Annotated in this window: 13 protein-coding genes; 5 read left to right on the top strand and 8 right to left on the bottom strand. The window is 44.4% G+C overall.

Translation table 11 applies throughout. The annotated features are described in order from the left end of the window. Positions 1 to 15: 15 nt before the first annotated feature. Positions 16 to 804 carry a FecR family protein gene (locus tag ACYVGO_RS11145; RefSeq protein WP_142771500.1) on the bottom strand — a complete coding sequence of 263 codons (789 nt, stop codon included), beginning with the start codon at positions 802 to 804 and terminating at the stop codon, positions 16 to 18. A 610-nt stretch (positions 805 to 1,414) separates the two neighbouring features. Between ACYVGO_RS11145 and ACYVGO_RS11140 the strand changes: the two genes are divergently transcribed. Continuing rightward, complete coding sequence (locus tag ACYVGO_RS11140) at positions 1,415 to 2,209, top strand: hypothetical protein (RefSeq protein ID WP_460969325.1); 795 nt, start codon at positions 1,415 to 1,417, stop codon at positions 2,207 to 2,209. 86 nt (positions 2,210 to 2,295) lie between these two features. Here the strand turns inward: ACYVGO_RS11140 and ACYVGO_RS11135 are convergent, their stop codons facing one another. After that, entirely contained in the window at positions 2,296 to 2,724 is a 429-nt protein-coding gene (locus ACYVGO_RS11135; RefSeq protein ID WP_460969324.1) for an OsmC family protein, read from the bottom strand. 218 nt (positions 2,725 to 2,942) lie between these two features. Here ACYVGO_RS11135 and ACYVGO_RS11130 point away from each other — a divergent pair, with 218 nt between their 5' ends. The 4 genes from ACYVGO_RS11130 (at position 2,943) to metK (ending at position 7,470) form a co-directional block, all read left to right on the top strand. Then, the gene (locus tag ACYVGO_RS11130) at positions 2,943 to 3,728 is read left to right on the top strand and encodes a hypothetical protein (protein ID WP_460969323.1); all 786 of its coding nucleotides are present in this window, start codon (positions 2,943 to 2,945) and stop codon (positions 3,726 to 3,728) included. A 141-nt stretch (positions 3,729 to 3,869) separates the two neighbouring features. Further along, on the top strand, positions 3,870 to 4,748 hold the full coding sequence (lipA, locus tag ACYVGO_RS11125) for a lipoyl synthase (protein WP_460969322.1): 879 nt from the start codon (positions 3,870 to 3,872) through the stop codon (positions 4,746 to 4,748). A 159-nt stretch (positions 4,749 to 4,907) separates the two neighbouring features. Then, the gene (locus tag ACYVGO_RS11120) at positions 4,908 to 6,104 is read left to right on the top strand and encodes a lycopene cyclase family protein (protein WP_460969321.1); all 1,197 of its coding nucleotides are present in this window, start codon (positions 4,908 to 4,910) and stop codon (positions 6,102 to 6,104) included. Between the two features lie 88 nt (positions 6,105 to 6,192). Further along, a complete protein-coding gene (gene metK / locus ACYVGO_RS11115) occupies positions 6,193 to 7,470 on the top strand; it encodes a methionine adenosyltransferase (RefSeq protein WP_460969320.1) in 1,278 nt (425 codons plus the stop codon). A gap of 88 nt (positions 7,471 to 7,558) precedes the next feature. Here metK and ACYVGO_RS11110 read toward each other — a convergent pair whose 3' ends face one another. From ACYVGO_RS11110 to ACYVGO_RS11085, 6 genes are all read right to left on the bottom strand, one after another. Then, on the bottom strand, positions 7,559 to 7,936 hold the full coding sequence (locus tag ACYVGO_RS11110) for an HPF/RaiA family ribosome-associated protein (RefSeq protein ID WP_142771506.1): 378 nt from the start codon (positions 7,934 to 7,936) through the stop codon (positions 7,559 to 7,561). 212 nt (positions 7,937 to 8,148) lie between these two features. Then, positions 8,149 to 9,507, bottom strand: coding sequence for a cytochrome P450 (locus tag ACYVGO_RS11105; protein WP_460969319.1), 1,359 nt, complete (start codon positions 9,505 to 9,507; stop codon positions 8,149 to 8,151). 67 nt (positions 9,508 to 9,574) lie between these two features. Then, positions 9,575 to 10,438 (bottom strand): SDR family oxidoreductase, encoded by an 864-nt coding sequence (locus tag ACYVGO_RS11100; RefSeq protein WP_460969780.1) that lies wholly within the window; start codon positions 10,436 to 10,438, stop codon positions 9,575 to 9,577. 97 nt (positions 10,439 to 10,535) lie between these two features. After that, positions 10,536 to 11,426 carry an SDR family oxidoreductase gene (locus tag ACYVGO_RS11095; protein WP_460969318.1) on the bottom strand — a complete coding sequence of 297 codons (891 nt, stop codon included), beginning with the start codon at positions 11,424 to 11,426 and terminating at the stop codon, positions 10,536 to 10,538. Between the two features lie 59 nt (positions 11,427 to 11,485). Continuing rightward, complete coding sequence (locus ACYVGO_RS11090) at positions 11,486 to 13,756, bottom strand: ATP-binding protein (RefSeq protein WP_460969317.1); 2,271 nt, start codon at positions 13,754 to 13,756, stop codon at positions 11,486 to 11,488. Continuing rightward, the gene (locus ACYVGO_RS11085) at positions 13,689 to 14,861 is read right to left on the bottom strand and encodes an ATP-binding protein (protein WP_460969779.1); all 1,173 of its coding nucleotides are present in this window, start codon (positions 14,859 to 14,861) and stop codon (positions 13,689 to 13,691) included. Before ACYVGO_RS11085 ends, ACYVGO_RS11090 begins: the two co-directional genes overlap by 68 nt. Positions 14,862 to 14,979 lie beyond the last annotated feature (118 nt).

The raw sequence follows: 14,979 nt of genomic DNA, 5'->3' as shown, positions 1-14,979 counted from the left end.
AGTAAGAGTTAATTGTTAAGGTAAAGTCTTGGCTAAACCAGCGGCCACTTCGATCGAGTCGCCGGGTTGTAGCCGAATGGGCTGTTGTTCTTTCAGAAGTAAATTCACATTTCCGGAGGTCAGGGCTACATAGGTTCCCTGCGGATGCTGCCGTACTCGAAAAATAGTACCGACTGCTTCTATAGTAAAGTCGGCCATATGGACCCGAAACAATCGGGCTGAGGATGTATCATTACGATGCGTAACTGAAAAATCTGCTTCTCCTTTTAGCCAGACTGCCCTTGGCGTTTCGTCAGTCCATTGGCGTGCATATCGGACTGTGCTATTGGGCTGCAGGGTCATAGTTGAGTTATCAGGCAGTCGAATCAAACGTGTTTGATTCGATGGAGTACTGATCGTCGATACGCATTGATTTGGGCCATACTGCATCCAGAGTGCCCACCCAATTAATAGCATAACACCCATTAGTGCAGCCACCGTCCTAAAGAAATACCACCAGCCAATAACAGCCCGAACATCTGGTTGTAGTGGGCGGAGGTCTTCCATTGTCTGGAGCGATTCCCGGATTCGCCCCCATACGGAAGATATCTCATCGGTCGATAAGGCTGGTAACCTTGATTGACTGGCTTCCTTAATAAGTGCACGGGCCGCTTCGACCGTTTCGTAACAGTCTGGGTTTTGCGCAAGCCAGTTTTGCCAATAAGCCTCTACCTCATCGTCGTTAGGATGTTGCACCCAACGCACAAACAGGTCATCAAGGGCGAGCTCCTCAACGGTATAAGCAGAGTATGGCTTATGGGACACGGTGTATAACTGTTTCGTGTAGGCCAAAGCGTCAGATATAAGGGTTTCTACTTATTAAAAACATCAGCTGAAGGTGTATACACCACCTAATGGGCTAAGGGTAATTGTGGATTATTTCTTTATGAAGCTTTATTATGTACTATTATTCTTTGGAAAAATTCTAGTATGATGTTCTGAAAAAAAACAGACATAAAGAACATTTTATCTCATTTTATTTATGCAAGCGTTACCGGGAACGTTCCCGGATTGGAAAACGGTAAGATTTTTTTGTCGATACGGAAGAAATTTGAGATAACTCGTCAATTCCTGTAGGGTCAATTATGAACTAAGCTGATTGGTTTTTTTTGTATTTATCCAATAGTAGACTAAGGTAGGCCGTGAAATATAGAGAGTTTGAGGACAAACTAAATAGCCCATAAAAAGCGTAGAGTTATTATAAGATATGGTATAGAGTCGTTTGGAAGACGCTTACCCAACGATTCATCTGGAAATTATTGGCAAATTGAAAGCGGGTTTTGGCTCGTGAATTGGTGATATAATAGCCGATCATAAATCCAGTAGAACCATTAGCCCGATCCATCGTTATTAGTTTATCAACGGTGTGAAAACTATGCGATTACGATGGATTTTAAGTTTACCTTTTATTCTTTGGTTTTATACGGGTACAATAGCCTGGGCGCAGCCCGAAGCCTCTATCGAGGCAAAAACCAGGAAAACTCTTCATTCGGATACTGCAAGTAGTAGCAGCCCAAAATCCCTTACGTTTACTGCCTCAACAGATCAACGATTCTTCTTCTTTGGTGATACCCGAAATGATAATAATCGACGAGTGCCGGTTAGTGTGTATGGGGTAAGAGCTGGTTTTTTATTCCCTAGCCAGCATGAGCGGCCTAACCTGCGAGGTGGGCGTTTGGCTAGTTTTAAGGCAGGAGCCGGATTTTATTTTATTAATCAGCATCTCGACGAACCCGGTTTGCTGCCCAATACATCAGAATCTGTAACCCGTCATTTACGTATAGCTACCGTATACTACGAGCGTTACCTATTGCGCCGGAAAGCTTTTGAAGTGAGTATGCCGATAGAATTGGGGTATGGGCACTCACGTTATGAACGAGACGAGGGCCAATCAAACAAGCATGAAGTCGCACGGGGTGTTTTTCTGCCACTTGGCGTCGGTGTTTCTGCCGCCTATCAGTTTCCAACTGTACGCTGGCTACGGCCTTTACACTGGTTTGGTTTGAATATGTTGACTGGGTATCGTTTTATTCTAAAAAAGGATATTCCCGACAGCCAAATCAACTATAGTGGGTTTTATATATCGGTCGGCCCCTCATTTTTCCTCGAAAATCTGACCGCCGATATTAAATACTGGCGGCAGAAACGAAAAAGAAATAAGTTAAATTAAAGGAATCTTGCCTTGTGATGTATGATATAGGATGTACTTCTCCTGCGTCAGTTAAATCATATACCATACATCCTATATCAGTTCCCCTATTCCCACTGCATACTTACGGCCTGCTCAACATCAGGGTGGAGGCTAATGGCTACCGGGCAGGTGTGTGCAATTTTCTCTAGTCGGGCGCGAGTTTCATCGTCGGGTAGAAATGAATTTCCTTCCCGATTGGCGCGGAGAATCAGACTAATTTCTATACGAGCAATGCGCCGGGGAGGCTGGCTGGTCATCACTTTCGTAACGTCGAGTTCGCTACTTTGTAGGTCAATACCTTCGCGTCGGGCAAAAATAGCCATCGTTGTAATGATGCAGGAGCCAAGGGCATTGGCAACCAGATCGGTAGGAGAGAATGCTTCGCCAAGGCCTTGGTTATCCGTAGGGGCATCGGTATTTATGTGGGTACCCGATTGAAGGTGTTCACAATCGGTACGTAGTCCACCGAGGTAATCAATGTGAATGGTTGCCATGAAAAGTTGAAAGTTAACGAGTTAAATAACGGGGTTGCCCGTGCGGTCGGCAAGTTAGTAAGGAAAAAACTGGCGTCAGCACTTACTGACTTATTCGACTTACCAACTCACCTTTTCTAATTAAACATATAAAGAATGATGTAGTTACCCTAATTGTAGCGTCGGGGTTTTGTGAATAATAATAATAATGAGTAGCTTTAATTCAGGATTTTACGGAAATGCGAACACTATACAACTTATTTGGACTTGCGCTAAGTGGCCTGCTCTTGTCAGGTCAGGTTTCTAAAGCGCAAAATACGGACACCGAAGACGATAATTACCCAACTATAACGACGTTTGGCCTGACAACCAACACGAATTCTGGTATAATTGGGGGCTTTTCGTTTCGGCAGTCAAAGCTACTATCGAGCAAACTGTTGGGTATGTCTCAATATCGCTATATAAGCGTTGAACTTGTTAATGTAAAGCATCCGAAAGAGATACAGTCATCCATCAATTCGATTGGCTCGCGCTATATTGATGGAAAAGAAAATTATTTGTTTGTTTTGCGCCCTCAATATGGCCGGGAAGTAAAACTGTTTCAGCGGAGTAGTGATGAAGGTATTGCAGTAAGCGGAATTTTAGCTGGCGGACCATCAATAGGTATTATTAAGCCGTACTATGTGGAAGTAACTTCCGGTAACTCCTCCCGAACCGTGCCAGCTTCACAGGTGAATGGGTCTACTACACCAACAGGCGAGGTAATTACCGGCGCTGGGGGTTTCTTTCAGGGCCTGGATCAGTCGAAACTTACGATTGGCCTTCATGTGAAAGCGGCTTTAAGTTTTGAACTAAGTGCTTTCAGAGCCAATACAACCGGCGTTGAAATCGGTTTCTTAGCGGAAGCATTTCCCAATAAAATTGTGATTATTCCCAACCAAAGCCAGACCGGTAATCGGGAAGATGGAAATCGTAGCTTTTTCACATCGGCCTATCTTACGTTGTTTTTTGGCAGTAAGAAATAAAAAAGGAGGAAAGGGAGGAAGGAGGACAGGGAAGAATAGGATGCGAAAAAACCTTTCTCCCTTTCCTCCTTCTTCCCTTTCCTCCTTTTTACTGAACTTTACGCCCAGAAAACGAATTTTGCTGGAAAGGATTGAGGAGCCATGATCGAACTACCTGTAATACCCTCTGAACAACAACGGAAAAAAAGACCCGATTGGCTGCGTGTAAAACTGCCTATTGGACCCGAATATGCCAAAGTTCGTAAGTTAGTCGACGAACATAAGCTCCATACCATTTGCGAGAGTGGTAACTGCCCGAATATGGGTGAATGCTGGGGAGCAGGCACCGCTACATTTATGATTCTGGGCAATGTTTGTACAAGAAGCTGCACGTTTTGTGCCGTAGCAACCGGACGCCCTACTGAATATGATACGGATGAGCCTCGGCGCGTGGCTGAAGCTATTGTATTGATGAAGGTTAAACACGCTGTGCTTACATCGGTTAATCGCGATGAACTGAAAGACCGGGGAGCCGAAATCTGGTATCAGACCGTACGACTTATTAAAGAGGAATCGCCATCAACGACTATTGAAACGCTTATTCCTGATACAAAGGGAAACTGGGAAGCGCTGGAACGGATGATTTCGGCAGGCCAGGAAGTAGTTTCGCATAATATGGAAACCGTAGAGCGGCTTTATCGGCGAGTTCGGCCGCAGGCTCGCTATGAGCGTAGTCTCGAACAGATTCGTCGGACAAAAGAGTATGGTCAGCGGACAAAATCTGGTATTATGCTTGGCTTAGGTGAAACACACGATGAGGTGTTTAAGGCGATGGATGACCTGGCCACAAACGGGCTGGATATTCTCACGCTGGGCCAGTACCTGCAACCCACCAAAATGCACCACGAAGTTATTGAGTGGATTCACCCTGATACCTTTGCTATGTATCGAGAAGAAGGGCTGAAGCGTGGGCTGAAGTACGTTGAGTCAGGTCCACTGGTTCGGTCGAGTTATCATGCGGAAAAACACGTGAATGTCTAATCAGTCAGTAAGTGGCTAATACTAGGTTGTTGGTGCGTCAAACACTTACTGACTTACCCACTTTTTTAACTTACCGACTCATTTATTAAACAATTAAGGTTATTCCCCATTTTATAAGGACAGAGTCCGGACCAACGGCCCGGACTTTTTCTTTGCTGCATGAAAAAATACGATTTCATTATCGCAGGGGGAGGCATGGCCGGCTTGAGCTTGGCGTATTATCTGCTTCAATCTCCATTACGCGACCGAAGTATTCTAATCCTGGACCGTGAACCGAAAAGCCAGAACGACCGGACCTGGTGCTTTTGGGAGCGTGGGCCACTAACAACTCAGACCGACCAGTCTGAGGGCCTACTGACTCGATCACAACCCTTTGAGTCTATTTTGTTTCGTACCTGGAAATCAATCTCCTTTCATGGTACCACCTATTCGGGTATGCTCGACATGGGCCCTTATCAATATAAAATGCTGCGGAGTATCGACTTCTATGCGTTTATGGAAGCTGAACTAGCTAAGTGGCCTACTATTGAGCGAAAACAGGCAACAATTCAACGCATAAAAGATACTCCCCAAGGCGGCTTCGTTATTGCTGATGACGAACCTTACATCGCAAATTACGTATTTGATAGTACGTTTGCCCTTAAGTTAGATCAGCCCGAAAATCATAATCTCCTACAGCATTTTAAAGGCTGGGTAATTACAACATCAACGCCATGTTTTGACCCAAAACGCCCTGAAATTATGGACTTTCGGGTGGATCAGCAGGGAGATTGCCGATTTATGTACGTGTTGCCTTTCGATGAAAAGACCGCCCTGATTGAGTATACATTGTTTAACTCAACACTTTTGTCCGATCAAGAATATGATGAAGAACTTCGTAAGTATATCGACCAGTTTATAGAAACGGGTGGGTATCAAATTCGCGAAACTGAGTATGGCGTTATTCCAATGTCAGACGAGCCAACGCAGGAAAATCCTTCGGAACATATTGTCAGAATTGGTACGTCGGGGGGATTTACCAAGCCGTCTACCGGGTACACCTTTCACCGCACGCAGCGTTGCTTGCAGGACATAGTTCAATGTCTGGTTGAAACCGGTAAGCCACAACGAACCGTACCCTGGTTTAAGCGAAGATTTAAACTTTACGACAGCATCTTTCTAAATGTGCTGGAGAAGCACCGGCATCCGGCCGACGATATTTTTACACGAGTATATACCGAGAACCCACGGCGTGTCTTTACATTTTTAGACGAGGATACTCGTTTTTCTGAAGAGATTCAATTATTTGCTACCATGCCGTTCTGGCCGTTTTTAAAGGCATTCTTTGCCGTGCTACGGCGTAAAATAGCTGGATAACAAAGAAGCTGTCTTGTAATTACTTGCCCCCTGCCCAGAAACTTGTAGATTTGTGACTTTAACTAAGTCATACCATCCGGATAGCGCAATGCCGTATCTTTTCACTTCTGAGTCTGTTTCCGAGGGACACCCCGACAAAGTCGCCGACCAAATCTCCGACGCACTGATTGATAATTTCCTTGCGTTTGATCCATCCAGCAAGGTAGCCTGCGAAACGCTTGTTACAACGGGTCAGGTTGTGCTGGCTGGCGAAATCAAAACTGATACTTATTTAGACGTTCAAAAAATCACACGGGAGGTGATCCGTAAAATCGGTTACACCAAGAGTGAATATATGTTCGAGGCTAATTCGTGCGGTATTTTCTCTGCTTTGCATGATCAATCTGCCGATATCAATCAGGGCGTTGACCGTGAGGTTGCCAATGATGATTTCGAGACACGTGCTAATGCACAAGGTGCTGGTGACCAGGGTATGATGTTCGGGTATGCCACCAATGAAACCGATAACTACATGCCATTGCCGTTGGATCTGGCCCATGCCATCCTGCGTGAAATGTCAGTGATTCGAAATAATGAGATCGAGTTAATGCCTTATCTGCGGCCGGATGCCAAGTCGCAGGTGACGATTGAGTATTCGGATGATGATCAACCTATCCGGATTGATACCATTGTGGTTTCGACTCAGCACGACGATTTTGCTGACGACGCAACGATGCTGGCCCAAATCAAGGAAGATATCATCAATATTGTGATTCCACGGGTTAAAGCCGCTCAGAAAGCTGAACTGCACAGCCTGTTTACGGATAACATCACGTATTACATCAACCCAACCGGTAAGTTCGTAATTGGTGGTCCTCACGGCGATACGGGTTTAACAGGCCGTAAGATCATTGTTGATACCTATGGTGGTAAAGGTGCCCACGGTGGTGGTGCTTTCTCAGGTAAAGATCCGTCGAAAGTAGACCGTTCGGCTGCTTATGCAACCCGTCATATTGCCAAAAACTTAGTAGCGTCAGGTCTTTGCACACAGGTTCTTGTTCAAGTGTCGTATGCCATTGGGGTTGCTAAACCTTGTGGTTTATATGTGAATACCTATGGTACTGCCAAGGTGGATATGCATGATGGTGCTATTGCTGAAAAAGTAAGCGAGATCTTCGACATGCGTCCATATGCAATTGAGCAACGGTTAAAGCTACGCAACCCGATCTATTCGGAAACGGCTGCCTATGGACATATGGGTCGTAAAAACGAGATCGTTAAAAAGACCTTTGGGTCGAACGGGAATATTAAAGAAGTTGAAGTTGAGTTATTTACCTGGGAAAAACTCGATTTTGTCGATCAGGTTAAAGCCGCTTTTGGGCTGTAAAAAGCTACGAAGGTTTCCACCTAAGCTACTAAAATCAGAAAGCCACTCCGTTGGGGGTGGCTTTCTGATTTATAAAGAAATTAGTTAGTTATAACTCATCGGGCTCAAAAACTTCGTCTTCAGCTTCTACCCGGGATGTGGCCTCTGCAATGGCAGGACTGGAAATATCGTTTCGTTTTTGTTTAAATCGAACGAGTTTATCTTTTAGGACATCCATTACCCGGTCGGTTGCGCTTTCGAAACTTTTATCGTGTTCCTTCACGAAAATTTCCTTGCCTGGAATCATCAGTCGTACTTCGACGATTTTCTCTTTGACTTTGTTGGAGTCTGCCCCCTCTAGCCTTAAGAACACTTCTCCGCTGATAATACGATCATGAAAAGTGTCTAGCTTATCAAGCTTAGCCTGGATAAAATCTAACAGGCTCTGATCTGCCGTGAATCTAACGGCGTGCATTTGTAGTCTCATTGTGTCGCATTTAAAGTGAACTGAAATTAGAACATCAATGGACTGTCTAAGTTTGGCTATTAGGACCACAAAGTCAATACTACCTATGAAAGGTGCAACTGTGTTTCACGGTCTTTTTGCCTAATAGAAGGTAACGGCTTGACTGTATAGCTTTTTAGTGGGAGCGTGGAACGGCTGCTTACTAAAGTTCTTTAAAAAGTATAAATGAAAATTCACAATAAATTAATGCGAACGGCTTGGTTTGGACGTAATGTGATTAATGGATTAGGAATGATGCGCTGATTTACGACAGGCGTAAATTCAAACGAACGTACCAGCATGGCTAACAGAATCTGCATTTCCATCAGTGCAAATTGATTTCCAATACATAGTCGGGGTCCTCCGCCAAAGGGCAGATACGCATACGAATGAAGTTGTTCTTTAGGGCCACCCGGTGCGAATCGATCGGGATCAAACCGGTCGGGATCGGGCCAGTTTGCTGGGTCTCTATGGAGCAGATAAGGCGAAATTAATGCCGTATCACCGGCCGGAATCGTGTAGGGGCCAATATGGTCCGGGTTATGCGCCCGCCGACTCATGATCCAGGCAGGAGGGTATAAGCGTAACGACTCCTGAACAACTTGCAATGCATAAGTTAGCGAACGAAAGGCCTCGGGTGCTGGCGTTGTGGCATCGCCCAGTACGGTTCGGCTTTCGGCCTGGAGTCGGGCGAGTATATCGGGATGCTGACTTAAAAGGTAGATTGTCCAGGCCATAGAAACAGCCGTAGTTTCGTGCCCTGCCGAAAAAATGGTTACACACTCATCGCGCAGTTGCTTATCAGACATTTTTTCGCCTGTGTCTTCATCCTCTGCGCTGAGCAGCATACCCAACAAATCATCTTTGTCTTCGTCACGCTGGCGTCGTTGGTCAATAACGCCATAAATAAATGAGTCGACCTGCATCCGCGCTCGTTTTGACCGTACATTATCGGGCGTTGGCCAGCTATACGGAAACCGGATTGGAGACAACATCTTCTTATTCGCCAGATAGTTGAGGGTATCGAGGGCGCTAGAGAGTCCATCCAGTTTGCCTGTCGTATCTGACCCGAACAGCGTTTTGCAGACGATGCGCATCGTTATGTCCATAAACGCCTGCGATATATTGACTGGCTGCTTCGTGTTGTGCTGTTTCAGTTCGGCAATCCAGCTGGCCGTCTCAGCAATCATGGTTGTTGTCAGGGCAGCTAATCTCTGCCGGTGAAAAGCAGGTTGGGCCAGCCGTCGTTGCCGTCGCCAGAAATCGCCGTCGCTGGTAAGCAAGCCATTTCCCAGAAAAACCTTCAGTATCTCAAAGGCTGGTGAGCGCCCGTAGTTGCGGTGGTTTTCCTGCATAACGTATTTCACATCCTCGGGTCGAAGAACCAGATACTGATTCCGTCCGCCAATACGCAGATGGACAAGACGATCGTGCTGGCGCTGCAACGTATGTAGTGTGCTGAGCGGATTTCGCAGAAAGGCAAGGGTATTGCCTAGTATGGGCAGACCGGGGTGTAGGGGTACGGGAAGAGGAGAATGGGCAGTTGTTTCCATCAATGAAAAGCCATTCCGAAACAACGTTCAGAATGGCTATAAAGATAATATTGGCTTGGTAGAATCGCTATGAATTAACGACCTCTCCGCCGTTTACATGGATAACCTGACCTGCAAAATAAGACGCATCCTCCGAAGCCAGAAATACGTAAGCTGGGGCTAATTCGGCAGGTTGACCAGCGCGTTTCATAGGGGTGTCTTTGCCAAACTCTTCCACTTCTTTAAGCGTTTTCGTCGCCACAATGAGGGGAGTCCAGATAGGGCCGGGCGCTACGGCATTGACCCGAATGTTACGTTCCAATAAATTCTGCGATAACGAGCGGGTGAAGGACGTAACAGCGCCTTTCGTCGATGCATAGTCGATCAATGATTCAGTGCCTCGGTAGGATACAACCGAGGTTGTATTGATGATGCAATCGCCCGCTGTCATATACGGCAACAGGATTTTTGTGAATCGAAACATGGCCAGAATATTTAGCTCGAACGTTTCACGCATCTGTTGATCTGAGATTCCCGTAAACTCCGTTTGCTCGACATGGTTGGCGGCATTATTGACCAGAATATTGACGTGATCATACGTATCGACAATCAAATCGACAGCATCCTGAATAAAAGTCAGTTCTTTCAGATCGCCCGAAACCAGCAGGCAACGACGCCCTTCCGCTTCAACCAGGTCTTTTGTTTTCTGTGCATCCTCTTCTTCACGAGGATGATAGAGTAAGGCTAAATCGGCTCCTTCGCGGGCGAAGTGGATGGCTACTGCCCGGCCAATTCCCGAATCGCCACCGGTAATGACCGCGATTTTATGTTTCAATTTATCCGAACCCTGATAATCATCCCGAATGTAGATCGGTTGTGGGTCCATTTTATATTCCAGGCCCGGCTGTGCATTCTGATGCTGGGGCTTGGTTTCGATTTCCATTTGGTCCATGATAGTTGATTTTTTGTAGAGACGCATAACTTGCGTCTCCATATCCGGATGGTTTTGGCTGACGCGTGTGAGTGAGACGCAAGTATGCGTCCCTACATTATGCATTTATAATTGTTCCGCCGTTAGGGTGCATGACCTGCCCAGTAATGTAAGACGCATCTTCAGAAGCCAGAAATACGTAAGTAGGGGCTACTTCGCTGGGTTGACCAGGGCGTTTCATCGGTACATCTTTGCCAAACTCAGCTACTTCTTCTGCACTAACCGACGCAGGATTGAGCGGAGTCCAGATGGGTCCTGGTGCAACTGCGTTCACACGAATGCCTTTGGCAATTAAGTTACTAGACAAGGCTCTTGTGAAGGTCATAATAGCTCCTTTTGTGGAGGAATATTCCAGCAAATCGGCCCGGCCCTGATAGGCCGTAACGGAGGTCGTATTGATAACGGTATCGCCCTTATGTAAGTGAGATACCGCGGCTTTTGTTACCCGGAAAAACGAATAGATATTGGTTTCGAACGTAGCTAACAAATCCTCGTCGGTTTCCTCTTCGAGCGTCTGGTGTTGCAACTGCAACCCCGCATTATTGACCAGAATGTTGAGCTTCCCGAATTGGTTAACCGTATCTTCTACGAGTTGCGTACAGTACGCTTCCTGTCGAATATCGCCCGGCAACAACAGGCATTTGCGCCCTTCGGCTTCAACTAACTGTTTGGTTTTTTGCGCATCTACGTCCTCTCGGGGGGTATACGAAATGGCAACATCGGCCCCTTCGCGGGCAAAGTGAACAGCTACTGCCCGGCCGATTCCCGAGTCGCCACCCGTAATAAGCGCGACTTTACCTTTTAGTTTGTTAGCGCCTTTGTAAGAAGGCCGAATTACCTGCGGCTGTGGGTCCAGTGCGGCTTCAATACCCGGCTGGACATCCTGATGCTGGGGAGGAATGTCAAGTGTCATAACGTTGCTTTGGTTGTACTTCTTGGATAATCCCAAAGCAATAAGGGTTGTTTACAAAATCTATTGAACTGGTGGATTTTGTTAGGGAAGTGGGCTTAAGCGTAGTCGATAGCCATTTGTGCCACTTCGGCCAGGATATCGTCAACGGTTTCTTTCAGTTCGGGTCCCATGCGCAGGTACTCAGTTGGGTATTCGTCTTTTAAGAAAAACAACGTAGCATAATAGAGCGGCTTAAAACGATCTTTTAGCTGCCATTCTTCCTGCTGGAAATAGTTGTAGGCAGTGTGGTATTGTTTTTTTGCTAGGAGGAGTTTGAGATAGGTTTCTTCTATCTTGTTTACAACAAAGTCAGAAAAAATCCCAGTAATTTCTTGATTTGTTAATTCCTTTCCTGAAAAAGCTATTGTGTATGGTATTTTCTTGAAATTGTCATTCCATAAATTTATTATTAACCATATCAAATACTGTTTATAATTGTGCAAATTATCTATAATGTCACTTATAGTTGGTAAGGAGTGTGCTAGTTTTAATGCAATTAATTTTCTTGAATTTACTCTATTGATAAAATATCTCATAGCTATCTCAAATTTAAATTCTTCCTCTCTATTAGATGTTAATACTACCTTTGTAATTTTCTCATTTTTAGAATATATTATCACTAAACATATACAAAATCCTACTATTATTGTCGTTAGTTTTTTGTCAGATTTTTTTGAATAGCTTTCGCCGTGTTCATGATTAATGTCTATCAAAAGGTAACCTTTTAAGAGATTATCAACCTCATCATATTCATTTAAAACAGAATGACACATCATTAAGTCTAATTCAGTAGTTTCAGTTTTATTTTTTAATTGCTTTAGTAATAATAAAGCCTCGTTGAACTTTTCTAAGTTGATTAGTTTCTCTATTCTTTCATACGTTGAATAAGATAGTTCTGTCGCTAGGGCATGTCTTCCTAACTTTGCTAAATAAATTCTTGTCTTCTTTTTAAGGAAATCTTCAAATTCTTCATCCTTTACTAATCTTGAAAATGCATCCGCCAAATATAGAGCGGCTTTTGGATCAAGGGTTTCAAGTTCAATAGCATTTAAATGACCTATAATACGTTCCTGCATCCATTCTACATCTCCTTCAAACATTGTTTCAAAAAAGCGCACTAACCATAGTACCCGCTGATCAGTTTTGCGACCAAAACGCATAAGATACCATATATTGAAAAATCGTTCTTCGAGCCGATAGAGGTGATTCTTTGAGTTTGTTTCTACTTTTTCGACAATCCCGCTATTAATTAATTGCTTCAATTGGGCAGAAACGACTTTGCTTTCAAGACGTACAACTTGGGCCAACTCCTTTGTATTTGCGGCATCCCAAGCCGTAGCTAGTGCGGCCACAATTTTTTGTTGCTGGGCTGGTAAGTCGTCCATGCGGTGTTTGTAAAGGGGCGTCACGCGGTCAAGTAGAACTTCTAAATCGCGGAAAACGGAACCGGAATCATTTTCAACCAAAATTTCAAATAACAATACCATTGTTCGAATTACTCCGCCTGTTAATCGGCGGATTGCTTCAATACGGCCCGGCTGGCGTTCAATTAACTTTTGTACTGCTTCTGAGTGATAGGTTTCGCCAAGTTTTAAAAACAACTCGATGGATTCATGTTTGGATAGGCCTTCTAAATGAATGATTTTGAAAAACTCATAGAATGGTTTGGTGTAATCATGTACTTGTTCGATAGCTACTGATGTAGCGCCGATTAGTCGAAGCTCTGGTGTCGTAAGTAATATTTCACGTAAGCGTTTTTCTTCCTGCGTATCTAACTTTTTTAGTAGATCGCCGATATTGTCAATGAGTAGTAGTAATTTTTTATTCTGTTGCTGGAGTGCCGCAATAAGCTTTTGAAAAGCTTGTTGTTCATACTCTGCCTGGCCGTATTGTTTTGTTATGGTTTCATATAAGTCAACAAACGATGCGTCAGTTTCGCCGAGGTATTGGGCTGTACGTTCCCAGACATCAGCCAGTGAGCTAATGCCATATTCTTCCTCATTGAATACGATCGGTATTAGGCGCTGGCGTAATTCAGGTAGGTTGTCAATTTCATAGGCAATCCGTAATAGCAATGTTGTTTTTCCCATTCCCCGAATCCCCTGAATAAGGTAATGCTGCTCAGGTTTTATCATGGGCGCGTCACGAATATCCCGGAAAATCCGCTCGAATTTTTGCTTGCGGGCAATGAACCCGGCAATCAACGCTTCTTTACTCTGATTGTGAGGATTGTAGATGGTAGCAATTAGCGGTTGTGGATTAGCAGACATATTTTTTCCACCAGAATTTGAGAATGGATGAATTGAATCGGTACGCGTTGGTATCATCGGTTTGGTGTAAGTAACCGTCATATTCCAGCGACTCAACCGTGGCTTTGTAATTATCGGCAAGCCCATGCTTAACGGCTAGATCGTGAACTACGGATTTTTCTACTGGTAATTCTTCGGTAGCTCGGTTCAATACGTCATGCACAAACAGATATTCTGCACCAGGTTCGAGCCGTTTTTTCAGGCGCTCGTAATACTGTTCAAAGTAGATTTTGTTTCGCTGATGAAACACCTGCTGAAAGGCTTTATCAGCCTTTGTATGGTCAATTGGGTTGCCGGTGCTTTCATAGACATCAATAACTTCCTGTACCAATAATTGTACATGAAACGGCATTAGCCAATCAATCTTTTGCAGGATAAAGCGAACAGTCTCATCGTCAATTTGAATACCTTCCCGTTCAGTGAGTTTTCGGAAGAGTGTACAAGCTTCTTCTTCAGTAAGTGGTGGAATATCAATGTATTGGAGTTGATTAACCAGATCACTAGCTTCGAGTTTCTTAACCAGGGGTTGCAAACCAATAGAGCCTGTCAGGAGAAATTGTACTTTGTTCGTCAACTTGCGGTTGTGCATCAGTTCACGGAATGTTTGCAGAAACCGCCGGGCTTCCTGCTTACTATGCTTTAACAGGATATTGTCGATTGTCTCGGTGAATTCATCGACCATAATAATGAGTTTTCCGCCGTCCAGGTCTAACTCTTCCAGTAGTTTCTCAAAATCTGTTTGAAAATTTACAGCTTCTCCTTTGTCGAGTGAAACGTCCAGGAACGGAATGGAAACTTTTAGGTTGATCCGTTGCAATAGTCCGCCCGCTACTTTTTTTAGCGTGTCTGTAATTTTCGACATTGTGCGGAAAGCTGGACTATCAATGACCTGCTTCGCTAATTCCTTGTAGAAATTATCTACCGAATCAATGGATTGCGTAATAACATATACATAGTGATGGTCAGCCTCAGGATTATCCTGAAGAAAGTTCATTACGGATGTTTTGCCTACTCGTCGTGGGGCAGATAGATACACCGAGCTACCATTACGAATGGCCCGGCGTATTTTGTTGATTACCTGTGGGCGCTCAAAGAAATCGCTCCCAGCTACAGCTTGGCCGATGATATTTCACATTTGACAATAATTTTATTGTCAAATGTGATAACAATAAAATTATTGTCAAATATTTTAACAGTAATTTTATTGTTAAAAGATCATGCTTTCGTGTATGGTATGGATA

This window comes from Spirosoma migulaei, assembly GCF_054776855.1.
This window is presented reverse-complemented; position numbering and strand designations above follow the sequence as displayed.

Bases quoted from the DNA above. Each gene is read 5' to 3' on its own strand.
- ACYVGO_RS11140 (WP_460969325.1), top strand. From the start codon at position 1,415: ATGCGATTACGATGGATTTTAAGTTTACCTTTTATTCTTTGGTTTTAT.
- ACYVGO_RS11135 (WP_460969324.1), bottom strand. From the start codon at position 2,724: ATGGCAACCATTCACATTGATTACCTCGGTGGACTACGTACCGATTGT.
- ACYVGO_RS11130 (WP_460969323.1), top strand. From the start codon at position 2,943: ATGCGAACACTATACAACTTATTTGGACTTGCGCTAAGTGGCCTGCTC.
- lipA (WP_460969322.1), top strand. From the start codon at position 3,870: ATGATCGAACTACCTGTAATACCCTCTGAACAACAACGGAAAAAAAGA.
- ACYVGO_RS11120 (WP_460969321.1), top strand. From the start codon at position 4,908: ATGAAAAAATACGATTTCATTATCGCAGGGGGAGGCATGGCCGGCTTG.
- metK (WP_460969320.1), top strand. From the start codon at position 6,193: ATGCCGTATCTTTTCACTTCTGAGTCTGTTTCCGAGGGACACCCCGAC.
- ACYVGO_RS11110 (WP_142771506.1), bottom strand. From the start codon at position 7,936: ATGAGACTACAAATGCACGCCGTTAGATTCACGGCAGATCAGAGCCTG.
- ACYVGO_RS11105 (WP_460969319.1), bottom strand. From the start codon at position 9,507: ATGGAAACAACTGCCCATTCTCCTCTTCCCGTACCCCTACACCCCGGT.
- ACYVGO_RS11100 (WP_460969780.1), bottom strand. From the start codon at position 10,438: ATGGACCAAATGGAAATCGAAACCAAGCCCCAGCATCAGAATGCACAG.
- ACYVGO_RS11090 (WP_460969317.1), bottom strand. From the start codon at position 13,756: ATGATACCAACGCGTACCGATTCAATTCATCCATTCTCAAATTCTGGT.